This is a genomic window from Sphingobacterium corticis (assembly GCF_042684745.1).
In the GTDB taxonomy this organism is placed as follows: Bacteria; Bacteroidota; Bacteroidia; order Sphingobacteriales; family Sphingobacteriaceae; genus Sphingobacterium; species Sphingobacterium corticis.
Window position 1 is genome coordinate 1,453,497 of sequence record NZ_JBHUMA010000006.1, and the last position, 16,771, is coordinate 1,470,267.

Consider the following 16,771-nt stretch of genomic DNA (forward strand, 5'->3'; position numbering starts at 1 on the left):
CTATAATTCTTGTTTATCATACTTTCGGAATGGTATATCCGTTGTGGTATGATGCTGATAAATATTTATTCGCTGATCGGTTTTTAAAACGATGGTTGTCTTTATCCCAATACAATTTTTGTCCGGTACGATAGGCGATATTTCCTAATTGTGCTAAAATGGCAATATGCGCGCCTGCCTGTGCAGGAGCATTTAGAATCGATGGATTATTCTGTGTGATGGCGTCGACAAAGTTGACCATGTGTTTTTCCAGTCCATTATCTACCGATTTCTGTAGGGAAACGGATTGCATGCGATCTCCTTCCGGAATGACTTCCCAGCCACCGCGGTTAAGCACTAATGTGCCGTTATTTCCAATAAATGCCACGCCGTGATCGCGTCCATAAGGACCGCCAGCAATGCCAATAGCATGTTCCCATTGGATATTGAAATCGTCGAATTCGTAAACTGCCGTTAGCGTATCAGGTGTTTCAGATGCACCATCCGGCGCTGCAAACTTTCCTCCTGCAGCCATGACGGAAACCGGATCAGAAACTTGCATTCCGAGCAAAGCGTAATCAAGCATGTGCACGCCCCAGTCTGTCATCAAACCTCCCGCATAATCCCAAAACCAACGAAATTCGAAGTGAAATCGGTTTGGATTGAATGGACGTTTTTTTGCAGGCCCAAGCCATTTCTCGTAATCCACGCCCGCGGGAACAGCTTCGTCAGCTTTCTTCAAAATCGGTGTTTTCCAACCTACATAAGACCAAGCTTTCACTTGTCTGACTTTACCAAGTTTACCGGAATGCACGAATGCAATCGCGTCTTTAAAATGCTGTTGGCTACGTTGCCATTGTCCAACCTGAACAACCTTCTTACTTGTCGTAGCCGCGTCTACCATGATCTCGCATTCGCGAATAGAATTCCCTATCGGTTTTTCTACGTAAACATGCTTCCCTGCTTCCACCGCCTCCACCATTTGCAGACAATGCCAATGATCCGGCGTTCCGATAATTACAGCATCTACATTTTCATCAAGTAACAAATCCTCGTGATTATTATAGGTTTTCACTGAAATGCCTTTCGCTTTCAGTTCTTCAACCCTTTTGTTGAGCACATTTTCATCCACATCGCAGAGAGCTGTACAGGTGACGCGTTTATCTTTTAAGATAGCTTGCAGATTCGCCCATCCCATGCCGTTTATGCCAATAGCGCCCACGCGAACAGCTTGCGAAGAAAAACTTTTGGCAAAAGCTCCCCAGCTTAAACTTGACGCAGCAAACACCGCGGATTGAGCAATAAATTTCTTCCTATTCATTCAATTGATTATTCTTCATAAGCGAAGAACTTATTTTTAAGTTCATGCAGCACGAAAGCTGCAGTTTATAACGGTAGCACTTATAAAATAGCCTTTCTTCCAAGAAAAAAATAGCCTTTCATAGGTACATATAACCAAAACTAAGCTTTTCCGTTAGAAAAAGCTTAGCATATCGAATCAAATTACCCTCAAATTGTATCAGGTAACAAGACGTTTACAAAACGACGTAAATTTTATTCCGAAGCGTGTAAAAATTGGATTTCACTACCTTTAAATTCAGGCTTCTTAATCCCTAAACTATCCGACTGATCCCAATTGAAGGGGACAATCGCCGTTCTTCTCGGACCAACGGCATTGTCGGAGAAGTGCGTATGACAAACGTAATACCATGTATTATTCGCACGAAAAACATCACCATGACCGGTTCCCGCCCAATTGGTTTGTACTCTGCTTAATAAAGCTTCGTTGCCAACCTTCGTCCAAGGCCCGGCAGCTTGATCAGCGACCGCAACACCGACCGCATAATCAGGATTCCGGAAATCATTAGCCGAGTAAAACATATAATATTTTCCGTCTCTTTTAATTACGGTCGGACCTTCCGCTACCGGCCAAGATGCATTATTCGTATTTTCCCAAGGCAAGGTCGCGCTCAAGCACTCTTGCAATGTGTTCGATTTAATAGAACCGTATCCGTCATTTAATTCCGCCACGAAAATGCGATTACCTTCTTGCAGCTTGACATGATAAAGATATTTCTTGCCGTCTTCATCTTGATAGATAAACGGATCAATCTGTTTTCCTTCTTGGATGATTGGCACTTTTTGCTCTTGTGTAAATGGGCCTAATGGAGAATTACTGGTTGCGATCGCAATGTTCTCGTTCGCGGTGTACGCCATATAATACGTAGTTCCTTCTTTCCAAATTTGAGGTGCCCAAAAACCTTTATCGCCAAACACATCATCTTTCACCAAAGCAAAGCCTTCTTTCGCGCCCACCGGGCCTTGCCAGGTTTCTAAATCGGTCGATGCATACACACGAAAGCCATGATCTGGGCGATCGCCGTCCGTTCCGTAAACGTAGTAGGTGCCATTATCCTCGAAAATAGTTGGGTCGGCGAGCAAAATATCTACCGAATCGGCAACTTCGGCAGATTGTGCGGCACTTTTCATTTCCGATTGATCGCTTGCACCGCATGAAATGAGTGCTGGCGAAGATGAAACCATTCCGATTATTGCAAAATAGGTCAACCATTTACGCGGTATTCTTAATTTCTTTATCATAGTTGCGTTTTATATTTCTCCCCCGATAATGTGATTCAAAAAATCAATCCTTCAATTCCACCGTCGGCCCTTCAACCCTTAAGTTTCCAGATTCGTCCAAGGTTATCCGATCGATAAAAGCCAAACGTTGATCGCCTGTTTTGTTGGTTCTGCCGTGATAAACGCACCACGTAGCGCCGTTCCGATCTTTTACCAAACTGTTATGACCAGTACCGGTGACAATTCCGCCATCTTGTGTATTCTTTTGCAGAATTGGATTGTTGGCTGATTTTTCAAATGGTCCTAGCGGATGCGTTGCCGTTGCGTAACCTACTGCGTAATTCTCGCCTCCAAAGTAATTGGCAGAATACATCATGTAATAGGTATCGCCTTCTTTAAATAAATACGAACCTTCGCTCCAGCGGCGATTTACCTCGCCACTCGTTACCGAACGGCTTTCCCATTCTGACTGTTTATCGTCCAAGGAAACAGGAGGTCGCAACAACAACACCGGCTCACCAACAACACGAGAAAAATCTGAAGCTAACTCCACCCCGTAAATCCAGCTCTCCTCAATTTCATCGTACATGCCTTTTTCTTTCGCCCATGTGGAAATTTCGGAATCCACCGCATGTTTATAGCAACACCTCGAATAATACAAATAAATTTTTCCGTTGTCTGCAAAGTAAAGGTTCGCGTCAATAATCGGATATCCCGGATCGAAAATGGGCCCAGACGATCGGTCGATAAATGGTCCTAATGGGCTGTCCGCTTCGGCAACACCAATTCGGTAATTTTCTAACTCATTATTCGGATTATCCTTCCAATGTGAGCTGTAAAACATATAGTATTTGCCTTTGTGCGCATAAACTTCTGGTGCCCAAAAATCCTTAGTTCCCCAAGCGTTTTCCTGATCGTTCGAATACGCCGTCCCTTCCTTCTTCCAATCTTTTAAATCGTTAGAGGAATACACCATAAAGCCATTATCCACACCGCCGGTTCCGTACATATAGTATTTGTCGGAAGCTTTGTCATATAGAACATACGGATCGCCAAATGGGACGTCCAACGGATTTTTAGGTTGATCATTTTCAGCCTCAGCGCGATAGCAGGATACCGATGCAAATGATAGGACAAGCAGAATAAATAAATAGCGAATCATGTATTTATATTGGAGTTAAAATCTAGATTTTGTTTATAATTGCGTAGTTCATTTCGTGTAAACCACGCTACTACCTATTGCAAAATTGTGAAATAATCATGTCAAGAATTTGCCGTTTTAGCTCAAAAAGGTGTAAAATCGTCTCAACGGTTTCGGTAAGATGGCGTGCGCAATATGGTCTTTATTGGATGCTTTTAATCTCCCTACTAAGCTTCCGATCCGTACATGCTCAAATATACTTCAACAATTTTCAGGTTGCTAATGGCTTGTCCAACAACGCGGTGCTTTGTAGCGCGCAGGATCAGGACGGCTTTCTATGGCTTGGAACGCGACATGGCCTTAATCGCTTCGATGGTTATAATTTCAAAACCTATTACGCTAATCCGAACAGCGATTTAGGATTAGGCAGTAACTTCATTCATAGCTTATGCATCGGGGAAAATAAAGAAGTTTGGGTAGGTACAGACCAAGGTTTGTATTGCTTCGATCCATATCGACAAACTTTTTCGATTTTACCGGAAACGAAAAGGAAAGAAATTTTACAAATTCAAAAAGATCGTACCGGTGATATTTGGTTTATTGCCAACAGCGAGTTGTATTGCTTCCGTGTGAAAACAAAAACACTTACTCGTAAGGTAAAATCTGACCACGGAACAATTAACCGATTATGCATTGACAGGCACAATAAGGTTTGGTACGGAATCGGTTCATCTTTGATTTCGCTTCGCGATGGAAAAAAATACAGTTTAGAAGCTGGTGAGGTTTGGAACAATCGTATTGAAAAGCTGTATGTAGACGATCAAAACGATATTTGGATTGGTACTTCGCGTCGGGGATTATTTCGTTATTCATCACAGAATGATCGCATTGAACACTTAGTTGCCAACGAAAACACGAATGCGCCGCTATTCATCCGCGATATTGCCGAAGTAGATCAGCAACAGCTTTGGATGGCTACGGAGCTGGGCTTATTAATTTATGATCGGGCTACCGGGCAGCATCACATCCACGTGCATGAAAAAGACAATCCTTGGAGTCTTTCCGATAATGCATTATACACAATTACGAAAGATCATCAACAAGGTGTTTGGGTAGGTACGTTTTTCGGAGGACTTAATTACTTTCACCAACAGCATAATTTTTTTGAGAAGATATTTCCAAGAAATTCTGTCAACTCCATCAATGGCCATGCGACAAGGGAAATTGTGGAAGACCACTACGGGCAAATTTGGATCGGAACCGAAGATCAGGGCTTAACATCTTGGTCGACCGAAACAAACAAATTCACGAATCTGGGTCTTGCTGACGGGCTATCTCATACAAACATCCACGGGCTCTGTATCGTAGGTGACAGCTTGCTCGTCGGAACCTTTTATAAAGGCATGGATTTGATTGACGTGCGTACGAAACGCGTCGTAAAATCCTATAACCACGCCAATACAGATGGCGCTTTGGGTGATGACTTTGTGTTTTCAATCTGCCGAACTAAATCCGGCGAAATCCTCTTGGCTACACTCCGCGGACTTTATCAATTTTTCCCGGGATCAGATCAATTTCGTCGTATCACCGATGTTCCGAAGCACCATTTTTACACGAATGTATTTGAAGATAAAGAAGGTCAGATTTGGCTGACAACCTGGAGAAATGGCATCATTAGGTACGATAGAAAAAAAGGCAGTTTTGAACAGTACATCCATAACCCGAAAGATAAAAATTCCTTGAATAGCAATCGCGCAAATCGGATTTTTCAAGATGCACAAGGGCAAATTTGGATTGGAACAGAGAGTGGAATAGCGCTTTGGCGAGCATCTTCTAATGATTTTTCGCGAATCACAACGCGCGATGGATTGCCCAGCAATTTGGTTTTGGGATTTGAAGAAGATGCGACCAACAATATATGGATCAGTACTTCGCGCGGGCTAGTTAGAATGAATAGGCAACGCCGAACGGTCGAAACTTTCGATACTGAGGTCGGTATTTTGGATCTGCAATTCAATTACAATTCTTCTTTTAAAGATTCTAAAGGCTTTTTGTATTTCGGCTCGACGAAAGGATTGACACGCTTTAATCCGGAAGTTTGGAGCTCCTTGTATCGAACGAATTTGGTAACGCCAATTTACATCACAGGAATTCAGTCGCATCAGCGAGAATTGCTTATTGGAGGTACGCCAGGAAATCTTACAAGATCGGTCACTTACACTGATCAAATCACATTAGATCACGATGAATCTACCATAAGTATTGATTTTGCGGCGTTGAATTACGTTTCGGCACAGGCAACATCTTATCGCTATCGTCTACTTGGTTTAGATTCTGCTTGGACTTTCCTGCGCAAGAATGGTAAAGCCAACTTCACCAAGATTCCCCCCGGTCGCTATACTTTTCAGGTATTGGCTTGCGACGCAAGTGGAGAGCCGATATCGCAAGAAAAACAACTACAAATCCTTATCCGGCCTCCATTTTACGCAAGCATTCCTGCCTTTTTGATCTATGGATTATTCGCTTTAGGCTTAATTGGTTTGTTCTTCTATTTCTACGATCGGAACGTCAAAGAAAAGAACCGCCGTCGATTACAAACCATCAAATCCCATAAAGAAAGGCAGCTTTACGAAGCGAAAATGGACTTTTTTATGCGCGTCACGCACGAAATAAAAACGCCTTTAACGCTCATCAAAGCTCCGCTTGAAAAGATCAATAACCTGGCACACGAGGAAAAAACGCAACGCTGGCTAAATACGATCCAATTGAACACGGAGAGATTGATCATGCTTACGGAGCAATTGCTAGATTTCAGGAAAGTGGAAAGTGAGGAGGTTTCGCTCCGCTTCAATGCCCAGCAAGTTTCACAATTGATTCGTCTTTGTGTGGAAGAATTCGAACCGATTATCGAGAACAAATCTATTGATTTGCAAATGGATTTGGATGATGCTTTAGAAGCTAAAATTGATGTAGAAGTTATCTATAAAATCGTCAATAACCTGCTCTCCAATGCCTTTAAATATGCGGACAAAGATGTCCGAATAAGGTTGGTAAGAAACGAAACGACGAAGCGATTTGATTTAATGATTAAAAACGATGGAGTAACCGTTTCGGACGACGATGTTGCTAACATTTTTAAGCCTTTCCATCGTTCGAGCGCGCATTATCAAGTAAGCGGAACCGGACTCGGGCTAGCTTTAGCACATTCATTTGCCACCTTGCATAGCGGAAAATTGAAATACAAAACGGACGAGCAAGGCATGAATGTTTTTGTGTTGAGCATACCGCTGTCGACTGAAGAGTAAGCTGAATATCACTATCCATTTACAACAAAAAAAACCTCGCAACCAAATGGTTACGAGGTCTAAACAACACGTAAAATAAACTATATCTTCTTCCGGTTGTCGTCGGAATTGGCATCAATTAATTTGTTATTTGGATCTACCCCAACTTCTATTGGCTTGCTGTCCACCACGATTCGCATATTGTTCAGCGTTTTGTCAATCTTGATGCGTTTTTCGTAAATTGGGTTATCTACATTGTATTTTCCTGATTTCTTGGGCTCTCCGAAAATGGCAATATCTACATAATCTTGCAGCGGTAACGAAGCGGAAGAATCTTGCTTGGCTGGTGTTTTCGAAGCCTTTCCGGTTTTATCATCAAAAATCATTTTCCCTTTAGCATCCGTTCTGTACTTGCGAACTTCGAACGCTAAATCCACTTCATATTTTCCGTCCGCTAACGGTTTCGACTTTGCAGAAATCACACTATTATCATACAACGTGATGGTTTCCATCATGTCGTGAATAGCGTATTGCAAGGAATCAGGCATACGCGCTTTAAGCAAATCCACCAATTCGATCGAATTGGTATACGGCGGATATTGAAACGCAACCTGATCGACGTAGTCGCTCAACACGGCATTGAAGTTTTTCTCACCAAATAAATCACTCAGTGCATACATCACCAATGAACCTTTATTGTAATGGATGTAAGCTTGGTTTTCATTCAACATCAATGGATTTTCTCCAATACGCTCATTCGACCGTCCTTGCAAATATTTGTCTAAAGCTTCTTTTAAGAATTTACGCATTTGGTTACGACCATACGTATGCTCAAGCACTTTTAGCGAACTATACTCGGAAAGTGATTCCGACAGCATCGTAGCACCTTTTACGTTGCCGCCAATCACCTGATGCGCCCACCATTGATGCGCAAACTCATGCGACGCTACACTATATGGGAAATCGATGCCGTTTGGATTATCCTCATCCACTTTAGCTATAAATCCGATTGCTTCCGAAAATGGAACCGTATTGGCAAATGCTTGCGCGAAGGTTCCGTGCGTTTTTGGAAACTCGATAATCCGCATTTGCGTGAATTGGTATGGACTGTAGTTTTCCTGATAATAAGTTAACGATTTCTTCATGGAAGCCATCATGCGATCCAAATTATAAGGATGATCTTTATGATAATAAATTTCCAATTTTACATCATCCAACGAATCGCGCATCACCTCATATCGTGCGGAAATAACCGAATAGAAATTTAGCATTTTGTTGTCCATTTTGTAATGGAAATGACGACGGCCATCTTCACTTGTCCATTCTTTCTGCAGATAACCTGGCGCGATAGCAATTTGGTCAGCAGATGTACTGATCGTGGCCTCAAAATCTATCCAATCCGCGTCATGCGATATATAATTATTCGCTAAACCCGCAGAATCGGTGGGATTCAACATACGATCCTTTGGTTGCAATCCATATTTTTTCCGGATGTTATTATCTGATATTTCCGCATTTGGATCATAAGCAAAACTCGGGAACATTGCACTATTCAAGAATGTGCCGTTCTGCAAAATCGGTGATTTGTCGACCAAAAATGTGTTTGCCTTATTAGCAAATTCGAATTTTACAGCGAGCGTATCTTCCGGTTGCAGTGGATTTTCTAGTGCATAAATCTTCACATTTCCAACGGTATCATTCACCACCAATCGAATAGGTAAAGAGAAGTCTTCCGATACAATATTGTCGTTGTGCGACATAAACAAGGTATCAACCAGCTTGTTCGTACGATTGACATATTTCATATCCAATGAAGCTTTGTAACCACGTTCCTTAGGATAGATATCCATATTAAGTTTTACATCAATTAAGCGTGGCGTCGGCATGTCCGCATAATGCTTGTATTTCTTTTCATGCTCTACGGCAAGTCGCTCTTGATCGTTCGAAGAGTAGTAAGGTTGGGCAATATTATTGTGGTAATAAATAGCGTATCCTAAGCATAAGAAGGCTATTAAGAATACCGTCGTAGGAATAAGTAATGATGCTCGCGCTCGTAAATTGATAGTTTTGAACCGATCTTTGAGGCTCCCCATCAGACCACGACGCCACAGCAGTAACGTTAATCCAGACAAAACAAAACCGAACAGCAACCAATACAAACGATAATAATGGTGATTTCTCAACGAACCATACCCATTCATATCCGAGTAACTGTAACCACCTCCGCTATTAAAAATATAGATCGATTGCTCCACACCAATTTTAGATAAGTACGGAATCCCAACATACAGAAAGATACAAACGATAAAACCGACAAAGTAGTTTTTGAAAAACGAATGGATGAATAACGCAAAGAAGATAAAAACCACATATTTTGGCAAATCTAGAACGAACAGCTCCAGCAAATAATGGCCGATTTCGAACTTGTAATACTGCTGAAAGATCTGGTAGCCAACGCCAGTCAACATACTGATCAGCAAGATTAAGCCAACCATTTGGATCATTGCGAAAACTCGAGACAGATACAATGTCCAATTTGGAACTGCGGTAGCATCGACCATAAAGTCCATTTTAGCCATTCGTGCTCGTTGCGTAAGAATACCAGCAAAAAGAAAAATGAGAATAACAATTAGGAAGCCATAAATAGCACCAATAGTTTCCAGCAGTTGCCATGTAACCGGATAGGTTTCTGTTCCCATAATCTCGCTCATTATTGAAGTTACGCTGAGCACCAATAATGCTGCAATGATCATAATAATAGCGAACGTCCAATTCCGCACAATTGCCTTAAACTCATAAAACGATAAGCGCCAAGCTACTGCCAACCGACTTAAGAAGCCGTAAGCCAATGTAACTTTAGGTAAATTGATCTGCATAACTACGCCGAAATTCTCCTTAACTAAGCGCTTACCATCTTTGCGTTTTCCTAATTGATGACCAAGATGTGAGAAGCTAAATGTGTAATAAACGATGCTTCCAATCAATAAGCTAACGCCTAACCAAATCAAACGGTTATATAAAAACACATCATTCAAAGGCATCATTCTTGTATTTTGTTCATCCACGCTCCAATATTTCGTGTAATACGATATGGGCTCGAAACCGAATGGATCAAGCATAGCCATTAAGTATTCGTTTTCGATGTCATTGGACATGGTATTGAATGCCGCCTGAAAAATAAATAGCATCAAGACAAACACGAAGCCAGCATAAATATTCCGTGAATAATTGACGACCGCAAAAACCATTAATCCGAACAACAACATATTCGGAACGATAATGATAAAAAACGCCTGCAGATAAGCAAACGCATTATTCGGGCCTATCAATTCTGGATTTACGTTTGGCATCCATTGCGCAACAATAAATGCTAACATACAGCAAAGCGGAATCAGCATTGTGATGGCAAAACTTCCAAAAAACTTTCCGAACAGATAGCTAGGTTTAGTCAATGGATACGAAAACAATACCTGATGAAATTGATATTGATAGTCTCGATACACCGCAGCTCCTACAATGGTCGGCAGTAAAAAATAGATTAGTGTCGAAAAGCTATTCAAATATCCGGCTATATTGGTTGGCGAGTTTACGAAAGTCGGACGTGATGTAGTACTTGTCGCTGCATCGAATGCTCCCATTGCGGATAGCGAAAGAAACAAAGCAAGTCCGAAAAACACTGCGCAATACACATAAAACACCGGATTCTTAAGCCAGCGCTTTATTTCAAATAAAAATATCGTGCTAAACATGCTAAGCGTCTTTTTTCAATGAAACAAAATATACATCTTCCAAAATCGGTTCCACAGAAGCGAATTCTACGCCCGGAAATTCTTCTTTATAAACGCGAATATTTAAGGAGTTATCACGGTTGTAGTTGGATGAAATAACGTTGAATTTCTTATTGTAATCATCGAATGTATCACGCGAGATCGTTGCCTTCCATACTTTTCCGCGCAACATCTCTTCTCCACCTTGTGAAGTACCTCGATAAAGCACTTTTCCGCCATTCACAATCGCTAACTCATGGCACAACTCGCGCACGTCGTCCACGATGTGAGTAGAAAAAATAACGGTATGGTTAGTACCAATCTCCCGGAGCACATTTAAAAAACGACTACGCTCTGCCGGATCAAGACCAGCCGTTGGCTCGTCGACAATAATCAATTTTGGATCGTTTAATAATAATTGAGCGATTCCAAATCGCTGTTTCATACCACCAGAATACCCGCTGACGTTTTTATTCTTTACTTGATATAAGTTAGTAATTTCTAAAACACGACCTACAATGTCCTTTCTTTCCTTGCTACTACTCACTCCTTTTAATTGTGCGAAATAATCGAGCAAATCCTCGGCCGACATGCCAGGATAAACTCCAAATTCCTGCGGTAGATATCCCAGTTGACGACGTAAATCCATCGGATTTTTTAGCACATCAATATCTCCGAAAGTAATTGTACCGGAATCCGGCTGTTGTAGCGTAGCGATGGTTCGCATTAACGTTGATTTTCCTGCGCCATTTGGTCCCAGCAGTCCAAACATCCCCGGTTTAATCGTTAAGTCGATCCCGTCCAGCGCCTTCACGCCATTTCCATATGTTTTAGTAAGATTATGTAATAATAGGTCCATGATATCAATTTTATGTTATTAGTATGTGGGAAGGTAATTTTGTTACAAAAAAGGGAAGAACTTTTGAAAGTTCTTCCCTTTTATACTAGACATGATGATGTAATATTATTTTTTGTAGTATTTCATCGCTTCTGGAACTAAGGATTCCAATTGGCTGATCCGTCGAGCATCGCTCGGGTGTGTACTTAGGAATTCAGGTTGAGACTGACCAGATTTTGCGTTTGCCATTCTGCTCCAAAAATTCACAGCTTCATTCGGATCGTATCCCGCTAAAGCCATGATAATGATCCCTGCTTTATCGGCAGCCAACTCATCATTACGTGAGAACTTCAGCATTCCTAAGTTACCGCCAATACCGTACAAGCTATTGAACACGCCAATACTTTTATTTCTACTAATTTGCGCTGCTCCACCAACTACAGCTCCGCCTAATTGCAAAGCCATCTGGTTGGAAGCTTGTGCTACCGAGTGTTCCTCAATCGCATGCGCAATTTCGTGTCCCATGACCGTTGCCAAACCAGCTTCATTTGCAGTAATCGGCAAAATACCGGTGTACACAGCTACTTTTCCTCCTGGCATACACCATGCGTTTACATCAGGACTTTCAACCAAATTAAATTCCCAGTTGAAGTTATATTTATCAGCAATACCACGCTCTGTTAAAAACTTTTGCGTTGCAAGAGCAATTTTGTTACCTACATTTTTAACCATTGTCGCTTGTGAGGTACCAGTTACCACCTTCGAACTATTGGTTCCTAAAAATTCTTTATAAGCAACTGCCGCTTGTTGATTAATCGTTTCAGAATCAACCAACCGTAGATATCTACGCCCTGTAATGGCTGAAGTAGCACATCCGACTAAAACCGCCGACGCTAATACGATAGGTACGTATTTAAATAATTTTTTCATGAGATAATACTGTGTTTAGCGAAATAAACACAAATGCTATGCCTAAAATCAGCTAGACTTCTTCTTGAATAGATAAATTTTCGATTCGTGCCCCTTCAACAACCGCTCGATATTCTTCTGATGCGTAACCAGGATTAGCGCGCAAATAGCGATTCCATATAGCAGAATAGACGGAACAGAAGTTTTGAAAATAAAAGCAATACTAAACGGAAAAGTAAATCCGGCCAAAATGGAACTTAGTGAAACGTAATGCGTAATCAAAAGCACCGTGATAAATACGGAAACGCACATCAGCGCCGCGGGGAGATGAATCGCTAATACCATTCCGAACAGCGTTGCAACACCTTTACCGCCACGGAATCCCGCAAAAACCGGAAATAAATGGCCAATAACAGCAATAACCCCTAATGCCAACTGAAAATTCACGAATGTAGTTGCATTGGCTGTCCCGATAACGGATGTGTCTAACAAATAAGGCAAGTTTGTTGCTGTCCAACCCTTCAAAATGTCCACGAACATGACGATTGATCCTGCCTTAGCACCCAAGACACGAAATGTATTTGTTGCTCCAGCATTTCCGCTCCCGAATTCCCGAACGTCCACTTTATAAAATGCCTGACCAAACCAAACGGCTGTCGGCACCGAACCAAATAGATAAGCTAAAATAACAATGCCAGACAGATAGACTGAAACCATGCGTAAAATTTACTAAATTAATTTGGCTTTAAGACTTAAATCCAAACTTTTCACGGAGTGTGTTAAGGCACCCACTGAAATATAATTGACACCAGTTAGTGCATAACTGCGTATTGTATCCATCGTTATTCCTCCGGAAGATTCCGTAATCAATTGCCTGTTGATTCGATGAACTGCCTGTTTGGTAAGTTCTGGCGTAAAATTATCCAACATTACGCGATCTACCTTTGATGAAAATTGAAGAACTTCTTCCAGTTCATCTAAAGAACGAACTTCCACCTCGATTTGAATATCAAGACCTTGTTTTTCACGGTAATCAAAGGCATTCTGCAAAGCAGCTTCAATACCGCCCGCGTAATCCACATGATTATCTTTAATCAAAATCATGTCGTACAAGCCAAAACGATGATTCACACCACCACCTATACGAACAGCCTCTTTTTCCAAAAAGCGAATGCCCGGCGTGGTTTTTCGCGTATCTAAAACTTTCGTTTCTGTACCTTCCAGCAATTTTACGTACGCACTCGTACGCGTTGCTATTCCTGACATACGTTGCATCACGTTCAACAATAACCGTTCGACCTTAAGAATGCTGTGTATGGATCCGCGCATATAAAGTACGATATCTCCGACTTTCACTGCATCGCCATCAGTCAAGAACGTTTCGACTTCCACGCTATTGTCGACCATCTCTATAATAGCCGAACCAATTTCTACTCCCGCCAAAATGCCGTCTTCTTTAACGAGCAATTTAGCTTCTCCGGGTCTCGATATTGGCAACGTAGATAAAGTAGTATGATCTCCGGACCCCACATCCTCCGACATCGCCAACTCCACAAACTGATGCAGTTGTTCCCGAAAATTCCTATCCATATGATCGTGATAATTTAAGCGAAGATGAAAAAAAAATGGCTGATTTGGAAGCTCTCAACGTAAAAATGTTGCGTTATTCTATCCGTAATTCGGAAATTACCATGCTATTGTTGACTTCGGCAAAACGTACGAAAACCCGAAACGATCGCGAGTTTGTATTGAATTCGTAAATGATATAGTTTTGGCTACCATCTTTATTTACGCCTTGCACCTGCTTAACGTCAACGGCTTTATAAGTTCGAAAGAAATCCTGCAAAACCATTTCGGCTTGAAATTTTGAATAGTACGCCACATTGTCTTTCAACGTAATAGACACATTTTCCCCGAAATATGCAGCAATCTTTTTCGCTTGTCCGTCCTTAATCGCTTGCAAAATATCTTTCTGAATATCCAAACTTACTTCGAGCTGACCGAAAAATAGCAGGGGTAAAATAAAGCAAGAATGGATAAACGCGGTAATCATGTCGTAAGTAAATAATGCTTCCACTTTTAACAAGAATAATGCCAAGCAGAATAATGCACTAATTACGTTAGCTTGGCACAATTTAGTTCAATATCGAGTATATTTGTGGTAATGAGCATGAACACAAAAAAGGTAGCACTTTTAATCTTAGATGGATTAGGCTACGGTAAAAATGATGAATCAAATGCTGTTTTGGCTTCAAAAACACCATTCTTAGATCAGCTTTTTGCAACATACCCGCACTCCAAATTAGAGGCATCTGGTGAAGCCGTGGGTCTTCCTGCCGGACAAATGGGAAACTCAGAGGTTGGCCATATGAACTTAGGTGCAGGACGCGTTGTATATCAAGAGCTAGGACGTATCAATAATGCTGTAAAGGCGGGAGATTTCAACACCGATCCGATTATCCAAAACGCTTTCGAAACCGCAAAAGTGAATGGTAAAAAGGTTCATTTTATCGGCTTACTTTCAGACGGCGGTGTACACGCACACATTAACCATCTGCAAGGCCTTTGCGATGCGGCTAAATATGCAGGTTTAACAAATGAACAAGTTTTCATCCACGCATTTACAGATGGTAGAGATACGGATCCAAATGGTGGTGTAGCATATATAGAACAATTGCAAAACCATTTGACACATTCTGTCGGAACGATAGCTTCCGCAATCGGACGCTATTATGCCATGGATCGCGATAATCGTTGGGAACGTGTGAAGAAAGCGTATGATGTACTCGTACACGGAACAGGAACCGCTACGAAAAACTTGGTAGCATCTATTCAGGAATCTTATGCCAATGGAATTACAGATGAATTTATCGAGCCATTGGTTGTAACAAACGAAGCCGGTTTGCCGGTAGCTACTATGCAGGCTGGAGATATTGTGATTTGTTTTAACTTTCGCACAGATCGTGGTCGCGAAATTACTATTGCTCTAACACAAGAAGAGTTCCCAGAATACGACATGAAGCCATTGCCGTTGCATTATGTTACGTTGACATCCTATGACGATACGTTCAAAGGAATTAACGTCGTGTTCAAAAAGGATAATTTAACAAACACCTTGGGACAGATTCTTTCTGCAGAAGGAAAGACGCAAGTGCGCATTGCAGAAACAGAAAAGTACCCTCACGTCACTTTTTTCTTTTCAGGCGGACAAGAGGAGGCTTTCGCCAACGAAAGTCGTTTATTGGTTCCATCTCCAAAAGTTGCTACCTACGACCTACAGCCGGAAATGAGTGCCTATGGAATTGTGGATGCTATTACAAAAGATATTGAAGTAAATCAGCCGGATTTCATTTGTTTGAATTTTGCCAATCCGGATATGGTTGGACACACTGGCGTTTTTGATGCCGTGGTAAAGGCTGTCGAAACCGTAGATACTTGCACGCAGAAAGTGGTCGAAAAAGGTTTGGCTAATGGATACTCATTTATCATTTTAGCGGATCATGGTAATTCCGAATTTATGCTAAATGAAGATGGATCGGTAAACACCGCACATACTACAAACTTGGTTCCTTGTATATTGATTGATAGCGATTACAAAACCGTTCACGAGGGTAAACTTGGTGATGTAGCCCCAACAGTTTTGCGCTTGTTGAATTTGCCTATTCCTGCAGAAATGACGGGAAATGTGTTGGTATAATATGTATAGAATGTTTTCTGAACGAATCGTTTTGTTCCTTAGTGTAATTGTTTCGCTGCTTTCTGTCAGTTGCGAAAATCACACAGCTGAAGAATCCACCCAAGTGGAAACGGGCTATTTCCCAATCCATACCTTTTTTCAGCGAGAAGTGGACAGCTTGCAGCGAAGCGCTACTAAAGTAGAAAAAACAGTGGGTGAGCGTGATGAAAGCGAAACAAAGACGGTTACTGTTGGCGATTGGAACACGGAGATGGGTGCATTTCTCGCAGTTGATTTGTCAAAGCCGGCATATATAAATATGTTCGATGTGGATAGCGCAGCGAATAAAATTACCTATAATGCCAAATCAAAAGATTTAGACATCCAATCGCTTTCTATTTCATTTAATGAACATGGAGAAATCGAACAAGTGGAGATCACGAAACAGGAAGACAATATGCTTTATCAGAACGAAGAGAAGTTGCTTTACATTCGCGGAAAGGAATATTCCATGAACAAACAACAGCAGATTCTCCTTTTAGGCAGCAGCCAATACCAAATCGTTGGACGGTTGGTCGCAAACTAAAGAAATCGACA

At 41.5% G+C, this 16,771-nt stretch carries 12 protein-coding genes; 3 read left to right on the top strand and 9 right to left on the bottom strand.

Annotation, left to right across the window (positions count from 1 at the left end; all coding sequences use genetic code 11):
• Window positions 1-16: 16 nt before the first annotated feature.
• The 3 genes from ACFSQ3_RS12200 to ACFSQ3_RS12210 all read right to left on the bottom strand — a co-directional run bounded on the left by ACFSQ3_RS12200 (window position 17) and on the right by ACFSQ3_RS12210 (window position 3,721).
• Window positions 17-1,300, bottom strand: a complete 1,284-nt coding sequence (locus ACFSQ3_RS12200) for a Gfo/Idh/MocA family protein (RefSeq protein WP_380869829.1) — start codon at window positions 1,298-1,300, stop codon at window positions 17-19.
• Between the two features lie 233 nt (window positions 1,301-1,533).
• On the bottom strand, window positions 1,534-2,580 hold the full coding sequence (locus ACFSQ3_RS12205; protein ID WP_380869830.1) for a glycoside hydrolase family 43 protein: 1,047 nt from the start codon (window positions 2,578-2,580) through the stop codon (window positions 1,534-1,536).
• Window positions 2,581-2,623: 43 nt separating this feature from the next.
• A complete protein-coding gene (locus tag ACFSQ3_RS12210) occupies window positions 2,624-3,721 on the bottom strand; it encodes a glycoside hydrolase family 43 protein (protein ID WP_380869831.1) in 1,098 nt (365 codons plus the stop codon).
• 98 nt (window positions 3,722-3,819) lie between these two features.
• Between ACFSQ3_RS12210 and ACFSQ3_RS12215 the strand changes: the two genes are divergently transcribed.
• Entirely contained in the window at window positions 3,820-7,005 is a 3,186-nt protein-coding gene (locus ACFSQ3_RS12215) for a ligand-binding sensor domain-containing protein (RefSeq protein WP_380869832.1), read from the top strand.
• A gap of 80 nt (window positions 7,006-7,085) precedes the next feature.
• Here ACFSQ3_RS12215 and ACFSQ3_RS12220 read toward each other — a convergent pair whose 3' ends face one another.
• The 6 genes from ACFSQ3_RS12220 to ACFSQ3_RS12245 all read right to left on the bottom strand — a co-directional run bounded on the left by ACFSQ3_RS12220 (window position 7,086) and on the right by ACFSQ3_RS12245 (window position 14,596).
• Window positions 7,086-10,733 (bottom strand): ABC transporter permease/M1 family aminopeptidase, encoded by a 3,648-nt coding sequence (locus tag ACFSQ3_RS12220; protein WP_380869833.1) that lies wholly within the window; start codon window positions 10,731-10,733, stop codon window positions 7,086-7,088.
• A 1-nt stretch (window position 10,734) separates the two neighbouring features.
• The gene (locus ACFSQ3_RS12225; protein WP_380869834.1) at window positions 10,735-11,610 is read right to left on the bottom strand and encodes an ABC transporter ATP-binding protein; all 876 of its coding nucleotides are present in this window, start codon (window positions 11,608-11,610) and stop codon (window positions 10,735-10,737) included.
• A 105-nt stretch (window positions 11,611-11,715) separates the two neighbouring features.
• A complete protein-coding gene (locus ACFSQ3_RS12230; RefSeq protein WP_380869835.1) occupies window positions 11,716-12,519 on the bottom strand; it encodes a M48 family metallopeptidase in 804 nt (267 codons plus the stop codon).
• Between the two features lie 48 nt (window positions 12,520-12,567).
• Entirely contained in the window at window positions 12,568-13,215 is a 648-nt protein-coding gene (gene plsY, locus ACFSQ3_RS12235; RefSeq protein WP_380869836.1) for a glycerol-3-phosphate 1-O-acyltransferase PlsY, read from the bottom strand.
• Window positions 13,216-13,227: 12 nt separating this feature from the next.
• Window positions 13,228-14,088, bottom strand: coding sequence for a carboxylating nicotinate-nucleotide diphosphorylase (gene nadC / locus ACFSQ3_RS12240; protein ID WP_380869837.1), 861 nt, complete (start codon window positions 14,086-14,088; stop codon window positions 13,228-13,230).
• 73 nt (window positions 14,089-14,161) lie between these two features.
• Complete coding sequence (locus tag ACFSQ3_RS12245) at window positions 14,162-14,596, bottom strand: DUF4783 domain-containing protein (RefSeq protein ID WP_380869838.1); 435 nt, start codon at window positions 14,594-14,596, stop codon at window positions 14,162-14,164.
• A gap of 72 nt (window positions 14,597-14,668) precedes the next feature.
• Here ACFSQ3_RS12245 and gpmI point away from each other — a divergent pair, with 72 nt between their 5' ends.
• Together gpmI and ACFSQ3_RS12255 are read left to right on the top strand one after the other, a co-directional pair.
• Window positions 14,669-16,195: a 2,3-bisphosphoglycerate-independent phosphoglycerate mutase gene (gpmI, locus tag ACFSQ3_RS12250; protein WP_380869839.1), complete on the top strand. Its 1,527-nt coding sequence runs from the start codon at window positions 14,669-14,671 to the stop codon at window positions 16,193-16,195.
• 1 nt (window position 16,196) lies between these two features.
• Window positions 16,197-16,760 (top strand): hypothetical protein, encoded by a 564-nt coding sequence (locus ACFSQ3_RS12255; RefSeq protein ID WP_380869840.1) that lies wholly within the window; start codon window positions 16,197-16,199, stop codon window positions 16,758-16,760.
• Window positions 16,761-16,771 lie beyond the last annotated feature (11 nt).

Excerpts from the sequence above, each read along its gene's own strand:
- ACFSQ3_RS12200 (WP_380869829.1), bottom strand. The coding sequence starts at position 1,300 with ATGAATAGGAAGAAATTTATTGCTCAATCCGCGGTGTTTGCTGCGTCA.
- ACFSQ3_RS12205 (WP_380869830.1), bottom strand. The coding sequence starts at position 2,580 with ATGATAAAGAAATTAAGAATACCGCGTAAATGGTTGACCTATTTTGCA.
- ACFSQ3_RS12210 (WP_380869831.1), bottom strand. The coding sequence starts at position 3,721 with ATGATTCGCTATTTATTTATTCTGCTTGTCCTATCATTTGCATCGGTA.
- ACFSQ3_RS12215 (WP_380869832.1), top strand. The coding sequence starts at position 3,820 with ATGTCAAGAATTTGCCGTTTTAGCTCAAAAAGGTGTAAAATCGTCTCA.
- ACFSQ3_RS12220 (WP_380869833.1), bottom strand. The coding sequence starts at position 10,733 with ATGTTTAGCACGATATTTTTATTTGAAATAAAGCGCTGGCTTAAGAAT.
- ACFSQ3_RS12225 (WP_380869834.1), bottom strand. The coding sequence starts at position 11,610 with ATGGACCTATTATTACATAATCTTACTAAAACATATGGAAATGGCGTG.
- ACFSQ3_RS12230 (WP_380869835.1), bottom strand. The coding sequence starts at position 12,519 with ATGAAAAAATTATTTAAATACGTACCTATCGTATTAGCGTCGGCGGTT.
- plsY (WP_380869836.1), bottom strand. The coding sequence starts at position 13,215 with ATGGTTTCAGTCTATCTGTCTGGCATTGTTATTTTAGCTTATCTATTT.
- nadC (WP_380869837.1), bottom strand. The coding sequence starts at position 14,088 with ATGGATAGGAATTTTCGGGAACAACTGCATCAGTTTGTGGAGTTGGCG.
- gpmI (WP_380869839.1), top strand. The coding sequence starts at position 14,669 with ATGAACACAAAAAAGGTAGCACTTTTAATCTTAGATGGATTAGGCTAC.
- ACFSQ3_RS12255 (WP_380869840.1), top strand. The coding sequence starts at position 16,197 with ATGTATAGAATGTTTTCTGAACGAATCGTTTTGTTCCTTAGTGTAATT.